The organism is Agromyces sp. Y558 (genome assembly GCF_059445415.1).
This window is the reverse complement of sequence record NZ_JCAIUH010000001.1, coordinates 1527088-1544098: the sequence shown is the minus strand read 5'-3', so window position 1 is coordinate 1544098 and position 17011 is coordinate 1527088. Positions and strand designations below refer to the sequence as shown.

Genomic DNA, 17011 nt, shown 5'->3' with positions numbered 1-17011 from the left:
CCGAATACCGTCTGCCGTTGAGCCAGTGTGAGTCCCGCAAGCGGATCCCCAATCGCGACAGCAAGCCAAGTGGAAGTCGAAGTAGGAGCCGGCCGATCTCCGTGTTCAGAAAGCCGGGTCGCGCCATGAGGGCGGGTACCCTTTCGCCATGATCACACCCGGTGCAAGAACAGCGTGGCTCTTGGTTTCAGTCATTACGGCCATCGTCGTGGTAGCCGCGCTCGCCTTCGCTCTGATTTTCGCGAGACCCATCTTTGCTGTGATCGTGGCACTCCCCGCGTTGCTTTGCTGGGGCACCTACTTTTTCGTCTCCCGCTCCCCCCGGCAATCTCAAGAATGAGATCACCTTCGCAGGCATAGGGAGATCGTCCGGTGACCGATCGTCTATAGACGATCTGACGTTGGCCGATACGGTCGATGCATGAGAGCAGCGCTCATCGATCCGCGGGATCAGACGCAACAAGTTGATGATCCGAGCTACCGGGTCTACTTCTGGGCTGAGGACGGCAGTGCGAAGGAAGAGTGGGAGCTGACGGATACGGACCTCGATGGAGTGCTCGAATGGATTCCTTCACAGTCCCGCGGTCGGTCTCACAGTCTGTGGGCGGTGACTCGATCAGCGCGTGATGTGTGCTTGATCCGATTGCAAGGGATAGACCTCGACGCTGATTCCGATGTTTGGCCTACCTGGGCACGGCAGGTGTGTCGGTAGCGCCCGCTGATGGATCCAATTGCGGGCGCCCACTCATGGCCGTCCTGAGGTCGTCTACCTATGGCTTCTGTCCATCGAACGGCGAGTGTCGGCCGGTCGCCGCGCGACGACGAACCCGCGCCCAGAAGGCAGCCTCCCATTTACGTGGGTCAGCATCGTGCGCGTGGGCAGCGGCTTGATAGTCCTTGAATCGAGCCTGCGCAGTTTCGGCGTCCCAAGGCCGAATGGTGGAGTCGTTCAAGAGCTGCGCTCCGTAGTGAACGATCTCGTCACGGTAAACGGAGAGAGCCATGGTGATCCATTGTCCGTGGTCATCAGCGGTTTCGCCCGTTGACAGGTACTTCTCCCACCGGGAGTCCAACTGGGCCCGGAAGGGGTCGGCTTGCTCGTCCAGGCCCTCGATCATGCGTGGAGCGTATCGGACCCGCAACCGCGCACGCTATGCGCGGGCGGGCCAAACTTTGCGGCTCCATCTACGTTTCTGGGAGGCATACTGACCTGCATGGTGAGTGTTCGATTCTTCTTCGAGGCAGGGTCTGGTACGACCCTTTGGGTCGACGATGCCTCCGTGGCCGACCGCGAGTACTACGGGTATCCGTTTGTCGACCACCAGCGTCTGCCAGTTAGCCAAAATCTACGTGACGAGCTCGATTCACTCGCCCATTCCTATGATTCTGCGGTCGACTGGGAGGACCCGACCGGCGAATGGCTTTGGAGCCAGGCTGAGCTCTACAAATTCGATACCGCAGTCCGCGCCACCGTGGCCTGGTTGAGAGAAGAACTGCCCAGTGGGTGGCAGGTCACGGATCACTTCGAGCCCCTGCAGTTGCGCTCGGCAACCTCGGACTGAATCTCAGCCCGTATTGGACCTGAATTTGGCCCGATAGCTGGTCGCTACCGGGCAGGTCAGATGCCTGATCGTGAATCAGATGGTGTGATCATGTGAGACGGCTTGTGCACAGGAGGATTTCGATGGACGAGTTGAACGTTGCACGCGCGTTAGCGACAGTGATCGCGGAGGAGATCGATGCTCAACTCGGCGTACATCGGAGGCTGGAAGACATGTCACCGCTGATTGCGGACGCCGTCCTTGACGCATTCACCGTGCAGCTTCGCGATGGCGTCTCGGTCTAGACCACTGGGCTCGAACGCCCGTCTCCGATCGTTGTGAGCAACATCGCAACGGCGGCGTTTCCGCCGTCAAGTCAATGCGGTGCGCGGTGGATGGCCATCTAGGATCCAGGCGACGCTATCGGACCAGTCGTCCCACGCCGCCGGGTCCGTGGGCCCGCCATCCGATTCGATGCCGGTGTCGCCAATCAACGCAAGCAGATCATCGCCAGCCGACTGGGCATAGCGCCAGATGAACTCTGTCATGGCTAGGAACGCCTGCCGAGAGGTGAGCGTAAGAGATGAGGGGTCTTCGAGCGAATCCATCAATGCCTCCGTTGGTACCTGCTCGTGCGCATCTGCCCATTCTCATCCCGACAGTGGGTGATTGTGGTCAGCCGTGCGAGCTGTCTTAGGTCGCCTGTCCGCAAGCCGATCCGCATGCGGTCACGTCACGAGCGGCACCTCACTGCGGGAATCGATCTTCCGGCGTGTCGCCGCGACCGAATGGGACGCGCGCATGGCGGACGTGGGCCACGTTGGGCTTGTAGGCGGGCGCACTTGTGTCACATGGCGGACAGCACGCCGACAGCGGCCAGCACCACCCATGCCAAGTAGGCGAGGAGGCAGAACCTGTCCGGCCATCCGATTCGGATCTCAGGCGAGCCACCCTGCCCGTGGGCTGGGGCCGCGGCGATGAGGAACCACACCAGGCCGGCCAACGGAACAACGGATACGATCGCCAGCGTCCAGCCGAGCGCGGTCGCCACCCCAACCCCCGCGAACAGCGCGGCAGGAGGGAAGCCGGCGAGCAACACCCCGCCCAGCACCGTGTGCGCCCTGCCCACGGGCGTAGCCTGAGCGCGCGGAGTCATGATCGGATCGGCGTCTATGAACGCGGCACCGAGCGCACCCATTGCGACGGCGGCCAGGATGGTGGTCCACGCGCCGCCGAACGGCCACAAGGCGACACTCGTCGCCGCAAGGCCGATGGCCATCGTGACGAAGGCGAGGCGCATCACCCACCCGTATCGCCCCAAGGAGTATTCGCTGATCATCCGCCAGGACGGGTCGTACTCGGGCTTGAGAACGTGAAGGATCGCGATCAGGCCCGCCGTGATCCCGCCGGCGACGAGCGCCGTCACGGCGGCGATGGCAGCGACGCTCAACAGGCCAAACCTCCAGCGACCACGGGCATCCTCCTGCGGCGTGGGTTCAGTCGATCCGTTGAAGTAGCATGTCCGCCGCGGTTGAGCGGTGCCACAGTGCCGCGACGGCTTTGATCGGGACGGTGGCGGTCTGCGCTGTGCTCATCCCCGCATGGTAGCGGTCACCGTGACTACAAATCGAGAGCCAATGTGCCCGCGGGCGGATCCGTCATCGGCCAGTCGTGCAGCGATGACCGGCCGGCTTTGGAGGCGCCCCGTGTCGGCGTCCAGACGCCTGGTCTGGCATGGTTAGGCTCGGGACCAATCGCTTGGTCTTCTGCGACTTCGATGGCACCTTGGCGTATCGAGGGGCTCTGGTCCTCGACCTGAGAAACGGCTTTGCAGCCGATCGCTCCGGCGGCTCAGAGAGAACGGTGCACACACATGCGGATAGGCATCATCGGGGGTGGCGCGGCCGGCCTGGCGACGGCCTGGCTGTTGGAGCAGCATCACGACGTCACCCTGTTCGAGAAGGACGACCGCCTCGGCGGTCACGCCCACACCGTCGACATCGAGGTCGATGGGCAGACTCTCGCCGTGGACGCGGGATTCCAGTTCTTCGGGCGGAGCGCCGCGTATTCGACGTTCAACCGACTGCTCGACGCGCTCGACGTGCCGCGCACCACGTATCCGGCGACGCTCACCGTCGCTCGCGGTAACGGCAGCCGACCGGTCGTGATGCCGCCGCTGAACAGCGGCCGCACGGTGTGGGCGTCGCTGACACCGCGCGCTGTCATGCATCTGCTGCGCTTCCGGGCGTTCCTGTCGGGCATCCCCGCGTTCCTCGCCGAGCATGACACGACGATCACGATCGCCGATTATGTCGAGCGCTGCCGGCTGCCGAAGTCGTTCGTCGATGACTTCCTGTTCCCGCTGCTGCTCGCATTCTGGTGCGTCGACCTCGCCGATTTCCGCCGGTTCGCTGCATACAACGCGCTGTACTACCTGGGTGCGAATCTACCGAAAGGTTTCGCGCCGCCGGAGCAGAGCGAGGTTCCCGGCGGCCTCCGGGTCTACGTTGACGCCCTTGTCTCCTCGCTCGAGCGCGCGCAGCTGTTCCCTGGTGCGCCGGTCGATTCCCTCACTCGGGATGCGGACGGCTCATTACTCGTCGAGGCGGCAGGCGTGCGGCATCCCTTCGATCATGTCGTGCTGGCCTGCGATGCCCGCACCGCGCTTGACCTGCTCTCGCCGCTGCCGGAGCTGTCCGAAACCCGCGAGCAACTGGCGCGCTTCGGATACTTCGACACGACCATCGCGATCCACGGTGACCGGCGGCTCATGCCCCGCGACGAGACTGCGTGGTCGGTCGTGAACGTGCGCACAGACGGGGCGCACAGCTCGCTGTCGGTGTGGAGCCCTGCGCGCGGAATGCCCATCTTCAAGAGCTGGGTGACGTTCGACGACGAACTGCCGCAGCCGCTGTACGCGACCGCGACCTATCGGCACGGGCTCATCGACACCGCGTACTTCGACGCGCAGCGGCGGCTGCGCCCCCTGCAGGGCGCGCACGGCGTGTCGCTGGCAGGGCTGTACACCGCCGACGCCGATTCGCACGAGAGCGCGATCCTGTCGGCGGTCGCCGTCGCCGCGCGCCTCGCGCCCGACGCGCCGCGCCTCGCGCGCCTGCGCGCTTGACCCGTCGCGGTCGCCGGTCAGCCCGGCTGCCTGGTCGTCCCCGGTCGCTGAGCTTGTCGAAGCGCCCCGATCCAGGGAGTTGAACCGTACCGAGCAACGATGCCGCCCGGTGAAGAACATGCACCCCCTGTTCTAGAACATGCCTCGGCAGCGCCGGAAGCCGGTCCATCAGCGCAAGGCTTAGCGGGTGCCCCGCGGAATGGGTCACCGCCGATGATCCGCTGGTTGCCCATTCTCGTAGAACCCGCCCGCGAAACGGCCCGGTTAAGCTACCTCAATCGCTTCAGCCTCGACACGCTCTCCGCCGTCTCCTTGGCCTGTCGGTCGAAAGCTCTCACAAGCTCTAGAAGTCCCAGTCCTCATCCTCGGTGACCACGGCCTTGCCGATCACATACGACGACCCGCTACCCGAGAAGAAGTCGTGGTTCTCATCCGCGTTCGGGGAGAGCGCCGAGAGGATCGCCGGGTTCACGTCGGTGACGGTCTTCGGGAACATCGGCTCGTAGCCGAGATTCATGAGGGCCTTGTTGGCGTTGTAGTGCAGGAACTTCTTGACGTCTTCGGTCAGGCCGACACCGTCGTAGAGGTCTTGCGTGTACTGCACCTCGTTGTCGTAGAGCTCGTAGAGCAGCGAGAACGTGTAGTCCTTCAGGTCGTCGCGCTCGGCCTGCGAGAGCGGCTCGAGCCCCTTCTGGAACTTGTAGCCGATGTAGTACCCGTGCACGGCCTCGTCTCGAATGATGAGGCGGATCATGTCGGCCGTGTTGGTGAGTTTCGCCCGCGACGACCAGTACATCGGCAGGTAGAAACCGGAGTAGAACAGGAAGCTCTCGAGCAGCGTCGAGGCGACCTTTCGCTTCAGCGGGGAGTCGCCCTGGTAGTACTCCATGACGATCGCGGCCTTCTTCTGAAGGTTCTCGTTCTCGACCGACCAGCGGAACGCGTCGTCGATGTCCTTCGTCGAGCACAGCGTCGAGAAGATCGACGAGTAGCTCTTCGCGTGCACCGACTCCATGAACGCGATGTTCGTGTAGACGGCCTCTTCGTGCGGGGTGATCGCGTCGGGAATGAGCGAGACCGCACCGACCGTGCCCTGAATGGTGTCGAGCAGCGTGAGGCCCGTGAACACGCGCATCGTCAGAATCTGCTCGTCGCGGGTCAACGTGTTCCACGACTGGATGTCGTTGGACAGCGGAATCTTCTCGGGCAGCCAGAAGTTGTTGACCAGACGGTTCCAGACCTCAAGGTCTTTGTCGTCTTGAATGCGGTTCCAGTTGATCGCATTGACGTGGCTGACCAGCTTCAACTTGCCGCCCGTGTGGGCGGGATCGTTGCTGGCCGAATTCACCGGGTCTGTGAGAGTCATGTCATTTCCTTTTGAGCGGATGTCTCGTGGTGGATGTCTCGGGTGGGGTGGGTTTCGACAGGCTCAACCCACAGTTGGTGAGAAATCCTCACAACATGCAGCTGACGCACTCCTCCAAGTTCGTTCCTTCGAGGGCCATCTGACGCAGGCGGATGTAGTAGATCGTCTTGATCCCCTTCTTCCATGCGTAGATCTGCGCCTTGTTGATGTCGCGCGTCGTCGCCGTGTCCTTGAAGAAGAGCGTGAGCGAGAGGCCCTGGTCGACGTGCTGCGTCGCCGCGGCGTAGGTGTCGATGACCTTCTCGTAGCCGATCTCGTAGGCGTCCTGGTAGTACTCGAGGTTGTCGTTCGTCATGAACGCCGCCGGGTAGTAGACGCGGCCGAGCTTGCCCTCTTTGCGAATCTCGATCTTCGACGCGATCGGGTGGATCGAGGCCGTCGAGTTGTTGATGTACGAGATCGAACCGGTCGGCGGCACGGCCTGCAGGTTCTGGTTGTAGATGCCGAACTCGGCGACCGACGCCTTCAGCGCCTTCCAGTCCTCCTGCGTCGGAATGTGCACGTTCGAGTCGGCGAAGAGCTGCGTGACCTTCGCGGTCTCGGGCACCCACGCGGCATCCGTGTACTTGTCGAAGAACTCACCCGACGCGTACTTCGAGTCGGCGAACCCATCGAAGGTCTCGCCGCGTTCCTTCGCGATGTTGTTCGACGCCTGCAGGGCGTGGAACAGCACCGTGTAGAAGTAGATGTTCGTGAAGTCGATGCCCTCTTCGCTGCCGTAGAAGATGCGCTCGCGGGCGAGGTAGCCGTGCAGGTTCATCTGGCCGAGGCCGATGGCGTGCGACTTGTCGTTGCCGTCTTCGATCGAACGCACCGAGGTGATGTGGCTCATGTTCGACACGGCGGTGAGGCCGCGGATGGCGGTGTCGACGGTCTTGCCGAAGTCGGGCGAGTCCATCGTGAGCGCGATGTTCAGCGAACCGAGGTTGCACGAGATGTCTTTGCCGATCTCGTTGTACGAGAGGTCTTCGTTGTACGTCGTCGGCGTGTTGACCTGCAGAATCTCGCTGCAGAGGTTCGACATGTTGATGCGGCCCTTGATGGGGTTCGCCTTGTTCACCGTGTCTTCGAACACGATGTAGGGGTAGCCGCTCTCGAACTGAATCTCGGCGAGGGTCTGGAAGAACTCGCGGGCGTTGATCTTCGTCTTCTTGATGCGGGGGTCGTCGACCATCTCGCGGTACTTCTCGGTGACCGAGATGTCGCCGAACGGCTTACCGTAGACGCGCTCGACGTCGTACGGCGAGAAGAGGTACATGTCTTCGCCGTTCTTGGCGAGCTCGAACGTGATGTCGGGCACGACGACACCGAGCGAGAGCGTCTTGATGCGGATCTTCTCGTCGGCGTTCTCACGCTTCGTGTCGAGGAACCGCATGATGTCGGGGTGGTGGGCGCTGAGGTACACCGCACCGGCACCCTGGCGAGCACCGAGCTGGTTGGCGTAGCTGAAGCTGTCTTCGAGGAGCTTCATCACGGGGATGATGCCGCTCGACTGGTTCTCGATCTGCTTGATCGGGGCGCCGGCCTCGCGAATGTTGCTCAGGGAGAGCGCCACGCCGCCGCCGCGCTTCGAGAGCTGCAGGGCGGAGTTGATGCCGCGCGAGATCGACTCCATGTTGTCTTCGATGCGCAACAGGAAGCAGGAGACGAGCTCGCCGCGCTGCGCCTTGCCCGTGTTGAGGAACGTCGGGGTGGCCGGCTGGAAGCGGCCGCCGATGATCTCCTCGACGAGGTTGACGGCGAGCTTCTCGTCGCCCTGGGCGAGACCGAGCGCGGTCATGACCACGCGGTCTTCGAAGCGCTCGAGGTAGCGCTTGCCGTCGAAGGTCTTGAGTGTGTAGCTCGTGTAGTACTTGAACGCGCCGAGGAACGTCTCGAAGCGGAACTTCTTCGAGTATGCGCGGTCGTTGAGCTTGGTGATGAACTCGAACGAGTACTGGTCGAGCACGGCCTGCTCGTAGTACTCCTTCTCGACGAGGTAGTCGAGCCGCTCTTTCAGCGAGTGGAAGAAGACGGTGTTCTGGTTGACGTGCTGCAGGAAGTACTCCCGCGCGGCCTCGCGATCTTTCTCGAACTGGATCTCACCGTTCGGACCGTAGAGGTTCAGCATCGCGTTCAGGGAGTGGTAGTCCATGCCGCTCGCCGATCGCGGTGCGTCGATGAGCGCTACGCCGTCAGTTGTCGCTGTGTTTGCCAAAATACGTCCAATCCATCGTTGACGGCGCGAACGTCGTCTGGTGTTCCGAATACTTCGAAGCGGTAGAGGTGCGGCACCCCGGTCTTGGCGGCGATGATGTCGCCGGCCAGGCCGAAAGCCGTACCGAAGTTGGTGTTGCCCGCGCTGATGACGCCGCGGATGTTCGAGCGGTTGTCGGGATCGTTCAAGAAGCGGATGACCTGCTTCGGAACGGCACCCTTGCCGTCGCCGCCGCCATAGGTCGGCACGACGAGCACGTACGGCTCGTCGACGTGCAGTGCTTCTTCACGCGCATGCAGCGGGATGCGGGCCGCAGTGCGACCGAGCTTCTCGACGAAGCGCTTCGTGTTGCCCGAAACGCTCGAGAAGTAGACCAGGTTCGTCATGGTTACCCTCCCTCGTTCGCTGAGCCTGTCGAAGCGAACCCCCGCTCCTTCGACAGGCTCAGGGAGCCTCAGGCGAGTCGAGACGCGAGTTCGGCGATCTTGTCGGGCCGGAAACCCGACCAGTGGCCTTCATCGGTGATGACGACCGGAGCTTGCAGGTACCCCAGTTCCTTGACCTGCGCGAGCGCGCTCTCGTCGACAGAGAGGTCGAGCACTTCGTACTCGATGCCTTTGCTGTCGAGGGCGCGGTACGTCGCGTTGCACTGCACGCAAGAAGGCTTGGTGTAGACCGTGACCGTCATTGTTTTCCCCTCGTTCTCAGGCTCTGGAGGAGCCCGTCCCCCGGTGTTTCTTTCGTTCTTCAATACTACATCTAGTGTTCGTGGAACTCGAATGCCACAACATGCAGTAGTTACATTCGTGTAGTTATCCACCGGGTTATCCACCGGTTGTGAACATGGATGCCGCGGCGACCGGCGGATTCTCGGGGGCTTCGACCCGGGTTATCCACACCCGCCGAGTTCGAAATCTCTTGGCCTGTGGACGGATGCCGGGCGTGTCGCGAATCGGAACCCTTGGGGGCGATTCGCCTCACCGACCCCTACATATGGTGTTGTAACCCCCACGATGCCACCACCCACCGACATTCCCGCTCTGCAGGTTGAGCCCGTCGAAACCCTCTCTCTGCAGGTTGAGCCCGCCGAAACCCCCTCTCTGCAGGTGGAGCCTGTCGAAACCCCCTCTCTGCAGGTTGAGCCTGCCGAAACCCCCTCTCTGCAGGTTGAGCCTGCCGAAACCCCCTCTCTGCAGGTTGAGCCTGCCGAAACCCCTCTCTGCAGGTTGAGCCTGTCGAAACCCCCTCTCTGCAGGTTGAGCCTGTCGAAGCCCCTGTGGTGCTGGGTTTCGACAAGCTCAACCCGCACAGACGACACCCTCAACCCCCGGCAGAATGCGCCCAGCAGGCGTAACCTGACCCCGAGCGAAGGGGCCCGCCTGATGACCGAGTACGTGACATCCGCCGACGGCACACGCATCGCCTACGACCAGCAGGGCTCGGGGCCGCCCGTGATCCTCGTCGACGGGGCGATGCAGTTCCGCGCCTTCGATGCCGCCACGACCGAGATGGCCAAGGAGCTCGCCGGTCACGGCTTCTCCGTCGTGCACTACGACCGGCGCGGCCGCGGCGAGAGCCCCGCCGAGCCGCCGATCACCCTCGAGCAGACCCTCGACGACCTCCGCGCGCTCATCGCCGAAGCCACCGAGGGCGCCGACGACGCCGTCGCGCTGTTCGGCAGCTCGTCAGGTGGGGCGATCGCCCTCGCCGCGGCATCCGCGGGTCTGTCGATCTCGAAGCTCGTGCTGTGGGAGGTGCCGCTCAACGCCGAACTCGGCCCCGAAGGCGAGCAGTTTCTTGCCGGTCTTCGCGAACGCATCGCGGTGGGCGACGGCGACGCGATCATCGAGTACTTCATGAAGGACATGCCGCCCGAGTGGCTCGCGGGGTCGAAGGCGAGCCCCGGCTGGCCGATCATGACCGCGATGGGGCCGAGCCTCGAGCCCGACTCCGAGGTGCTCGCCTGGACGCAGAGCGCGCCTCGGGCGTCGCTCTGGGCCGGCATCACGCAACCGACGCTCGTGCTCATCGGCGAGCAGACCCTCGAAACCATGCGCCCCGCCGCCGACTCGCTCGTCGCGAACCTGCCGAACGCGGTGGCCGGCACGGTGCCCGCCGCCCAACACGCTTGGGAGCCGAAGTCGATGGCGCTGACGATCGCGGGATTCCTCGTCGGCTGAGGGCTCTCGCCTGATTCGGCGGCTGCAGCGGCGGCTGCAGCGACGGCTGCAGCGGCGCCAGCCGGATCGGCGCCAGCCGGAGGCGTGTCAGCCGGATCGGCGCCAGCCGGAGGTGTGCCAGCCGGATCGGCGCCAGCCGGAGGCGTGCCGGCCGGAGGGCTGTCAGCCCTTCGCGGCCTTCGCCGCCGCCTTCGCCGCCTGCTTCGTCGCGCGCACCTTGGCGAGCGACTCGGGGTCGACGATGTCGGCGACCGAGCGGAACGCGCCCTCGTCGCCGTACGCGCCCGCGGCCTCGCGCCAGCCCGGCGCGGTGAGGCCGCGCTGCTTGCCGAGGAGCGCGAGGAAGATGCGCGCCTTCTGGTCGCCGTAGCCCGGCAGCTTCTTGAGTCGAGCGAGCACTTCGGCACCGTCGGGGTCGCCCTGCGTCCAGATCGCGGATGCATCGCCGCCCCAGTCGGCGACGACCGCCTCGGCGAGCGCCTGCACACGACCGGCCATCGATCCGGGGAAGCGATGCACGGCCGGCGTCTGCTTGAACGCCTCGACGAAAGCCTCGGGGTCGTACCCCGCGATCGTTGCCGGGTCGATCGAGCCGATGCGTGAACGGATCTTCTCCGGCCCGGCGAACGCCGACTCCATGCTCACCTGCTGGTCGAGGAGCATTCCCGTGAGCAACGCGAACGCGTCGTCGCTGAGCAGTGCGTCGGCGGCCGGATCTCCCGTGATGTGCAATGCCATGCGTCCCATCCTTCCACCAAGCGGCACGGGCCGCCCAGACGAGAGTGCACTCCGCGCCCACCACACGGCAACAACTGCACTCTCGACCGAGCTCGACGGCCGAATGTCGCGGCGTGAGCCGCGGCATCCGTAGCGCTCGAATGCGGACGGAAACTGACCGCATCGTTGTCTACCGTGAAGGCAAGCGATTCGATGGAACGAATCGCACCTCATCGCATCGAATCCCCGAGGAGTCACCATGGACTGGAAGATCGAACTCATCCACGTGCCCGTCACCGACATCGACCGCGCGAAGGACTTCTACGTGAACAAACTCGGCTTCAACGCCGATCACGACCAGGTGGTCAGCGAGGGACTGCGCTTCGTGCAGCTGACCCCGCCCGGATCTGCGTGCTCCATCGCCTTCGGCGAAGGCCTCGGCGGCACGCTCGAGCCCGGCACGCTCGACGTGATCCAGGTTGTGATCGCCGACGCCGACGCCGTGCTCGCCGACCTCCGCGCGAAAGGCGTCGAGGCCGAGGGCGTCGACGAGCAGGCGTGGGGCCGCTTCGTCACGGTGAAGGATCCCGACGGCAACACATGGACGCTGCAGCAACTGCCGGACTGGAGCCAGCAGGGGTAAGACCCGCAGTCGCGGCGGTCGCGGCCGCGCATAACTCCGGAGATCCGGACGCAACCACGGCGCGCCGCGTCCAGGTGAGCGGCGTGTCTACGGCGAACTCCGGAGTTGTGCACGGCAAGCGGGACAGGATCTCGCGGCGCTCGCCCCTCGATCAGCGGAATACGGGGTCGATGGCCCGCGTCGACGCCCGCACCACGAGGGTCGGCGCCCGCACAGGCAGGTCTTCGGCCTGCTCGTCGCCGAGCACCGTCAGCACCGCCGAGACCGCGTCGCGGCCGAGCAGCGCGAAGTCTTGCCGCACGGTCGTCAGCGGCGGCGCGATGTGCTCGGCCTCGGGGATGTCATCGAAGCCGACGACGCTCACGTCTCCGGGCACCGAGCGCCCCGACTCGGTCAGCGCGTGGATGAGCCCGAGCGCCATCTGGTCGTTGCCGACGAACACGGCGGTGAAGTCGGGGTCGGATGCTGCGAGCTCGAGCCCGAGCCGGTACCCGCTCGCCGGCGACCAGTCGCCCACGAGCGGCTCACGCGCGACGAGCGAGTGCGCCGCGAGCACATCGCGCCAGCCGCGGGCGCGCTCGGCGGCATCCATCGAGTCGGCAGGCCCGGCCAGGTGACGGATGTCGCGGTGCCCGAGCTCCACGAGGTGCGACGCCGCCCGGCGCGCCCCCTCGAACTGGTCGAGCGTGACCCGGTGCGCGAGCCCCCCGTCTTGCGAGGCGACGGCGATGAGCGGCACCCCGAGCTCGATGCCCTGCACCGCGTCGACGGCCGTGCGGTGCGCCGCGATGAGCACGATGGCCTCGACGTTCTGCCGCACGAGCATCTCGGCCGCGGCACGTAGCGACGCGGCATCCGTCTCGAGCAGGCTCGCCATGATGACCGCATAGCGGGCGTCGCGCGCGGCCTGATTGAAATGCAGCGCCGTGGCCGAAGGGCCGAAGTCGGGCGCACCTGTCGTGATCAGGCCGAGGGTGCGTGAGCGTCGGGTGACGAGTGCGCGCGCCGCTTGCGACGGCACGTAGCGCAGCTGCTTGATCGCCTTCTCGACGCGGTCGCGTGTGGCCGGCCGCACGTTCGGCAGGTCGTTGAGCACGCGTGACACCGTCTGGTGCGATACGCCGGCGAGCCGCGCCACATCGAAGATGGTGGCCGCGCGCGCCTTGTCGTCTTCACTCACCGGTTCCGTCGGCTCCTGCCCGGCGCTTCCGCGCGCACTCTGCTGCACCTCATTATCCGAGACGGCGGGCCGCTACCGCCGCCGCGACGTGAGCACCTTCTGCAGGATGATGAACACGAGCAGCAGCGCACCGATGAAGATCTTCGTCCACCACGAGCTCAGTGTGCCCTCGAAGGTGATGAGCGTCTGGATGACCCCGAGCACGAGCACCCCGAGCACCGAGCCGAGCACGAAGCCGTAGCCGCCCGTGAGCAGCGTGCCGCCGATGACGACCGCCGCGATCGCGTCGAGCTCGGTGCCGACCGCCGTCAGCGAGTAGCCCGAGAGCGTATAGAAGGAGAACAGCACGCCCGCGAGGCCCGAGCAGAAGCCCGAGATCACGTAGACGAGCACCTTCGTGCGGGCGACCGGCAGGCCCATGAGGCGCCCCGACTGCTCGCTGCCGCCGAGCGCGTAGACGGTACGCCCGAGCCGCGTGGCGTGCAGCACGACCACGGCGATGAGCACCGCGACGATCGCGATGATGACGCTCGGCGTGATCGACAGGTTGCCCCCGAGCGGGATGCGCGTCACGGCGAGCGAGACGAACGAGGCATCCGTGATCGAGATCGAGTCTTTGGAGATGACGTAGCAGAGCCCTCGTGCGAGGAACATCGCCGCGAGTGTCGCGATGAACGGTTGCACTTGGAAGACGTGGATCATGAGTCCGACCGCGAGTCCGAGCACCGAGGTGAGCACGAGGATGAGCGGGATGACGGCGCCTGCCGTCCACCCGGCCTGCAGCAGGCTCGCGGTGATCATCGTCGAGAGGGCGACGACCGCACCGACCGAGAGGTCGATGCCGCCGGTGAGAATCACGAACGTCATGCCCACGGCGAGCACGATCAGGTAGGCGTTGTCGACGAACAGGTTCAGGAACACCTGCCCAGAGAAGAACCCGCGGTAGCGGATGCCGCCGATCACGAACACAGCGATGAAGAGCACGAGCGTCACGAGCACGGGCCCGTACTTCGGGCTCGTCAGGGTCGAGCGGATGCCGCCGACGATGCGTGAACCGAGGGAGACGCCCGCGCCCGTGGCGCCGGTGGCTTGGATGCTGCTCATGATGCGGCGATCCCCTTTCCGGCTCTGAGTGCCAGTCTTCGGCGGAATCCGGCGAGCGCGGCGTTCGTCGTGGGCGATTGGAGCAGGCACACCGCGGTGACGACGGCAGCCTTGAAGACCATCGTCGCGATCGGCGGGATGCCGACCGTGTAGACGGTCGTGACGAGGGTCTGGATGACGAGGGCGCCGACGAGGGTGCCGGTGAGCGAGTAGCGCCCGCCGGCGAGCGAGGTGCCGCCGATGACGACCGCGAGAATCGCGTCGAGCTCGATGAACAGGCCCGTGTTGTTCGCGTCGGCCGCGGTCTGGTTGGCCGTGAGGATGAGCCCCGCGATCGCGGCGGAGAACGCGCAGAACGTGTAGACCGCGAACAGCAGCCCCCTCGCCCGCACGCCCGCCTGGCGGCTCGCCTCGGGGTTGATGCCGACCGACTCGATGAGCATGCCGAGTGCCGTGCGCCGGGTGAGCAGCGCCGCGACGCCGAAGACGACGGCCGCGATGATCACCGCGATCGGCACGCCGAACCAGAAGCCCGAGCCGATCGCCTTGAACGGCGGGCTGTTCACCGTGAGGATCTGCCCCTCGGTGATGAGCATCGCCATGCCGCGGCCCGCCGTCATCAGAATGAGGGTCGCGATGATCGGCTGGATGCCGAGCACGGCCACGAGAAATCCGTTCCACACGCCCATGACGAGCGAGATGAGGAGGGCCACCGTCACGGCGACGGCTACCGTCGCGGGGCTGCCCGGGTCGGGCGAGCCGAGAATGATCGAGCACGCCACCGCGCCGGCGATCGCCGCGACGGCGCCCACCGAGAGGTCGATGCCGCGCGTGGCGATGACGAGCGTCATGCCGACCGCGATGATGAGCGTCGGCGCACCGTTGCGGAGGATGTCGACGAGGCTGCCGAAGAGGTGCCCGTCTTTGATCGTGATCGAGAAGAAGCCGGGGAAGGCGACCACGTTGATCACGAGCAGTGCGACGAGCATCACGACCGGCCAGAAGAGGCGGCTCGCGACGATGCGAGCGATGATGGCGCTCATGGGCGGTCTCCGGTCGGGTCGGTGGGTGAGTGAGATGGGGGTTCGCTCCCCGAGTTCCCTGAGCGCGTCGAAGGGGGTTTGTTCCCTGAGCCCGTCGAAGGGGGTTCGCCATCCCCAGCGGCATCCGCTTCGACAGGCTCAGCGGGCGAATCAGAGCCCTCGGCGATGAGGGCGAGCAGTGCCTCGACGCCGAGGTCGTCGTTGATGAGGTCGGCGACGATGCGCCGGTCGCGCAGCACCGCGACCCGGTGACTGAGCCGCAGCACCTCTTCGAGCTCTGCGGAGATGAAGAGCACGCTCATGCCGTTCTCGGCGAGCGAGTAGACGAGCTTCTGGATCTCGGCCTTCGCGCCGATGTCGATGCCGCGCGTCGGCTCGTCGAGAATCAGCAGGTGCGGGGCGATCGCGAGCCACCGGGCGAGCAGCACCTTCTGCTGGTTGCCGCCTGAGAGGTTGCGCACGAGCGCGTCGGGGTTCGCCGGCCGAATATTGAGGGCCTGGATGTAGCTCTGCGCGAGCTCCTCCTGCCGTTTCTTCGGGATCGGGCGGAACCAGCCGCGGTCGGCCTGCAGCGCGAGCACGATGTTGTCGCGCACCGTGAGCTCATCGACGACACCCTCGGCGCGACGGTTCTCGGAGGAGTAGGCGATGCGCCGCGAGATCGCCTGCCGCGGGGTGCGCAGCTTCGTCGGCGTGCCCTCGATCGAGAGAGTGCCGGCGTCAGCGCGGTCGATGCCGCCGAGGAGGCGGGCGAGCTCGGTGCGTCCCGACCCGAGGAGGCCGGCGAGGCCGACGACCTCGCCCGGCGCGATGTCGAGATCGAACGGGGCGATCGCGCCACGACGGGCGAGGCCGGCCGCGGCGACGAACGGCGGCTCAGCGACATCCGTCACCGCCTCGCCTTCGCCGCCCGCGGCGGCCGCGTGCGCCCGCCGCTCGAGGGCGTCGAGGGTCTCGAGCTCTTTGCCGATCATCTTCTGCACGAGGTCGATGCGCAGCAGCTCGTCGGTGAGGTACTCCCCCACGAGCTTGCCGTTGCGGAGCACGGTGAGGCGGTCGCAGATCTCGTAGACCTGGTCGAGGAAGTGGGAGACGAAGAGGATTGCGACACCCTGCTCCTTGAGCGAGCGGATGACTCGGAAGAGCTCGGCCACCTCGTCGGCGTCGAGGCTCGAGGTCGGCTCGTCGAGAATCAGCACCTTCGCCTGCACGTCGATCGCGCGGGCGATCGCGACGAGCTGCTGCACCGCGAGCGAGTGGTCGCCGAGCAGTGATCCGGGATCGATCTCGAGGTTCAGGCCGTCGAGCAGCTCGGCGGCGCGGCGCTTCGTGGCACGCCAGTCGACGAGGCCGAAGCGACGAGGTTCGCGCCCGAGCATGATGTTCTCGGCGACCGTGAGGTTCGGCAGCAGGTTCACCTCTTGGTAGACCGTCGAGATGCCGGCCGCCTGCGCCTGGGCCGGGCCGTTGAACGAGACCCGTTCGCCCGCGAGCATGATCGTGCCGGCGTCGATGCCGTAGACGCCCGTGAGGGCCTTGATCAGGGTCGACTTGCCGGCGCCGTTCTCGCCCATGAGCGAGTGCACCTCGCCCGGGAACATGCGGAAGTCGACGCCGTCGAGGGCTTTGACGCCCGGGAACGTGATCGAGATGCCCTGCATCTCGACGACCGGCGCGGCAGCGGGTGCATTGGTCACGAGTCTCTCCATCGAGGGGGTTATGCGGGTTGAGCCTGCCGAAACCAGATCGAACCCTGCGGGTTGAGCCAGCCGAAACCAGTCCAACAGGTTGCAGTCTGTGCGGGTTGAGCCTGCCGAAACCAGATCGAACCCTGCGGGTTGAGCCAGCCGAAA

18 protein-coding genes are annotated in these 17011 nt (G+C 65.5%); 6 read left to right on the top strand and 12 right to left on the bottom strand.

The annotated features are described in order from the left end of the window. The first annotated feature begins 148 nt into the window (after window positions 1-148). Window positions 149-340, top strand: coding sequence for a hypothetical protein (locus AC1C2T_RS07185; RefSeq protein WP_495384762.1), 192 nt, complete (start codon window positions 149-151; stop codon window positions 338-340). Between the two features lie 430 nt (window positions 341-770). On the opposite strand, the gene AC1C2T_RS07180 is transcribed toward AC1C2T_RS07185, so the two are convergent. Next, window positions 771-1118, bottom strand: coding sequence for a hypothetical protein (locus AC1C2T_RS07180; RefSeq protein WP_495384761.1), 348 nt, complete (start codon window positions 1116-1118; stop codon window positions 771-773). A 162-nt stretch (window positions 1119-1280) separates the two neighbouring features. On the opposite strand from AC1C2T_RS07180, the gene AC1C2T_RS07175 reads away from it, so the two are divergent. Both AC1C2T_RS07175 and AC1C2T_RS07170 read left to right on the top strand, forming a co-directional pair. Continuing rightward, window positions 1281-1562 carry an immunity protein CdiI family protein gene (locus AC1C2T_RS07175; RefSeq protein WP_495384760.1) on the top strand — a complete coding sequence of 94 codons (282 nt, stop codon included), beginning with the start codon at window positions 1281-1283 and terminating at the stop codon, window positions 1560-1562. Between the two features lie 122 nt (window positions 1563-1684). After that, window positions 1685-1846 carry a hypothetical protein gene (locus AC1C2T_RS07170; protein WP_332064384.1) on the top strand — a complete coding sequence of 54 codons (162 nt, stop codon included), beginning with the start codon at window positions 1685-1687 and terminating at the stop codon, window positions 1844-1846. 66 nt (window positions 1847-1912) lie between these two features. On the opposite strand, the gene AC1C2T_RS07165 is transcribed toward AC1C2T_RS07170, so the two are convergent. Then, window positions 1913-2149, bottom strand: coding sequence for a hypothetical protein (locus AC1C2T_RS07165; protein WP_495384759.1), 237 nt, complete (start codon window positions 2147-2149; stop codon window positions 1913-1915). 239 nt (window positions 2150-2388) lie between these two features. After that, a complete protein-coding gene (locus AC1C2T_RS07160; RefSeq protein ID WP_495384758.1) occupies window positions 2389-2991 on the bottom strand; it encodes a DUF998 domain-containing protein in 603 nt (200 codons plus the stop codon). A gap of 423 nt (window positions 2992-3414) precedes the next feature. On the opposite strand from AC1C2T_RS07160, the gene AC1C2T_RS07155 reads away from it, so the two are divergent. Further along, window positions 3415-4668, top strand: coding sequence for an FAD-dependent oxidoreductase (locus AC1C2T_RS07155; protein ID WP_495384757.1), 1254 nt, complete (start codon window positions 3415-3417; stop codon window positions 4666-4668). Window positions 4669-5011: 343 nt separating this feature from the next. On the opposite strand, the gene nrdF is transcribed toward AC1C2T_RS07155, so the two are convergent. From nrdF to nrdH, 4 genes are all read right to left on the bottom strand, one after another. Beyond that, a complete protein-coding gene (gene nrdF / locus AC1C2T_RS07150) occupies window positions 5012-6034 on the bottom strand; it encodes a class 1b ribonucleoside-diphosphate reductase subunit beta (RefSeq protein WP_495384756.1) in 1023 nt (340 codons plus the stop codon). Between the two features lie 88 nt (window positions 6035-6122). Further along, a complete protein-coding gene (nrdE, locus tag AC1C2T_RS07145; RefSeq protein ID WP_495384755.1) occupies window positions 6123-8228 on the bottom strand; it encodes a class 1b ribonucleoside-diphosphate reductase subunit alpha in 2106 nt (701 codons plus the stop codon). Window positions 8229-8260: 32 nt separating this feature from the next. Further along, window positions 8261-8677 (bottom strand): class Ib ribonucleoside-diphosphate reductase assembly flavoprotein NrdI, encoded by a 417-nt coding sequence (gene nrdI / locus AC1C2T_RS07140; RefSeq protein ID WP_495360950.1) that lies wholly within the window; start codon window positions 8675-8677, stop codon window positions 8261-8263. A gap of 68 nt (window positions 8678-8745) precedes the next feature. Further along, complete coding sequence (gene nrdH, locus AC1C2T_RS07135) at window positions 8746-8979, bottom strand: glutaredoxin-like protein NrdH (RefSeq protein WP_495360951.1); 234 nt, start codon at window positions 8977-8979, stop codon at window positions 8746-8748. Window positions 8980-9673: 694 nt separating this feature from the next. Between nrdH and AC1C2T_RS07130 the strand changes: the two genes are divergently transcribed. Next, complete coding sequence (locus AC1C2T_RS07130) at window positions 9674-10471, top strand: alpha/beta fold hydrolase (RefSeq protein ID WP_495384754.1); 798 nt, start codon at window positions 9674-9676, stop codon at window positions 10469-10471. Between the two features lie 162 nt (window positions 10472-10633). On the opposite strand, the gene AC1C2T_RS07125 is transcribed toward AC1C2T_RS07130, so the two are convergent. Beyond that, window positions 10634-11218: an HhH-GPD-type base excision DNA repair protein gene (locus AC1C2T_RS07125; RefSeq protein WP_495360953.1), complete on the bottom strand. Its 585-nt coding sequence runs from the start codon at window positions 11216-11218 to the stop codon at window positions 10634-10636. Between the two features lie 229 nt (window positions 11219-11447). Between AC1C2T_RS07125 and AC1C2T_RS07120 the strand changes: the two genes are divergently transcribed. Further along, window positions 11448-11831 carry a VOC family protein gene (locus AC1C2T_RS07120; RefSeq protein ID WP_495360954.1) on the top strand — a complete coding sequence of 128 codons (384 nt, stop codon included), beginning with the start codon at window positions 11448-11450 and terminating at the stop codon, window positions 11829-11831. A 151-nt stretch (window positions 11832-11982) separates the two neighbouring features. Here AC1C2T_RS07120 and AC1C2T_RS07115 read toward each other — a convergent pair whose 3' ends face one another. From AC1C2T_RS07115 to AC1C2T_RS07100, 4 genes are read right to left on the bottom strand one after another with little or no spacing between them, the layout of a single operon-like run. Continuing rightward, window positions 11983-13059 (bottom strand): LacI family DNA-binding transcriptional regulator, encoded by a 1077-nt coding sequence (locus tag AC1C2T_RS07115; RefSeq protein WP_495384753.1) that lies wholly within the window; start codon window positions 13057-13059, stop codon window positions 11983-11985. Between the two features lie 24 nt (window positions 13060-13083). Further along, window positions 13084-14115 carry a galactofuranose ABC transporter, permease protein YjfF gene (yjfF, locus tag AC1C2T_RS07110; RefSeq protein WP_495384752.1) on the bottom strand — a complete coding sequence of 344 codons (1032 nt, stop codon included), beginning with the start codon at window positions 14113-14115 and terminating at the stop codon, window positions 13084-13086. After that, on the bottom strand, window positions 14112-15158 hold the full coding sequence (locus tag AC1C2T_RS07105; protein WP_495384751.1) for an ABC transporter permease: 1047 nt from the start codon (window positions 15156-15158) through the stop codon (window positions 14112-14114). The genes yjfF and AC1C2T_RS07105 overlap by 4 nt, the downstream gene beginning before the upstream one ends. Next, window positions 15155-16867 carry a sugar ABC transporter ATP-binding protein gene (locus AC1C2T_RS07100; protein ID WP_495360959.1) on the bottom strand — a complete coding sequence of 571 codons (1713 nt, stop codon included), beginning with the start codon at window positions 16865-16867 and terminating at the stop codon, window positions 15155-15157. Before AC1C2T_RS07100 ends, AC1C2T_RS07105 begins: the two co-directional genes overlap by 4 nt. Between the last annotated feature and the right edge of the window lie 144 nt (window positions 16868-17011).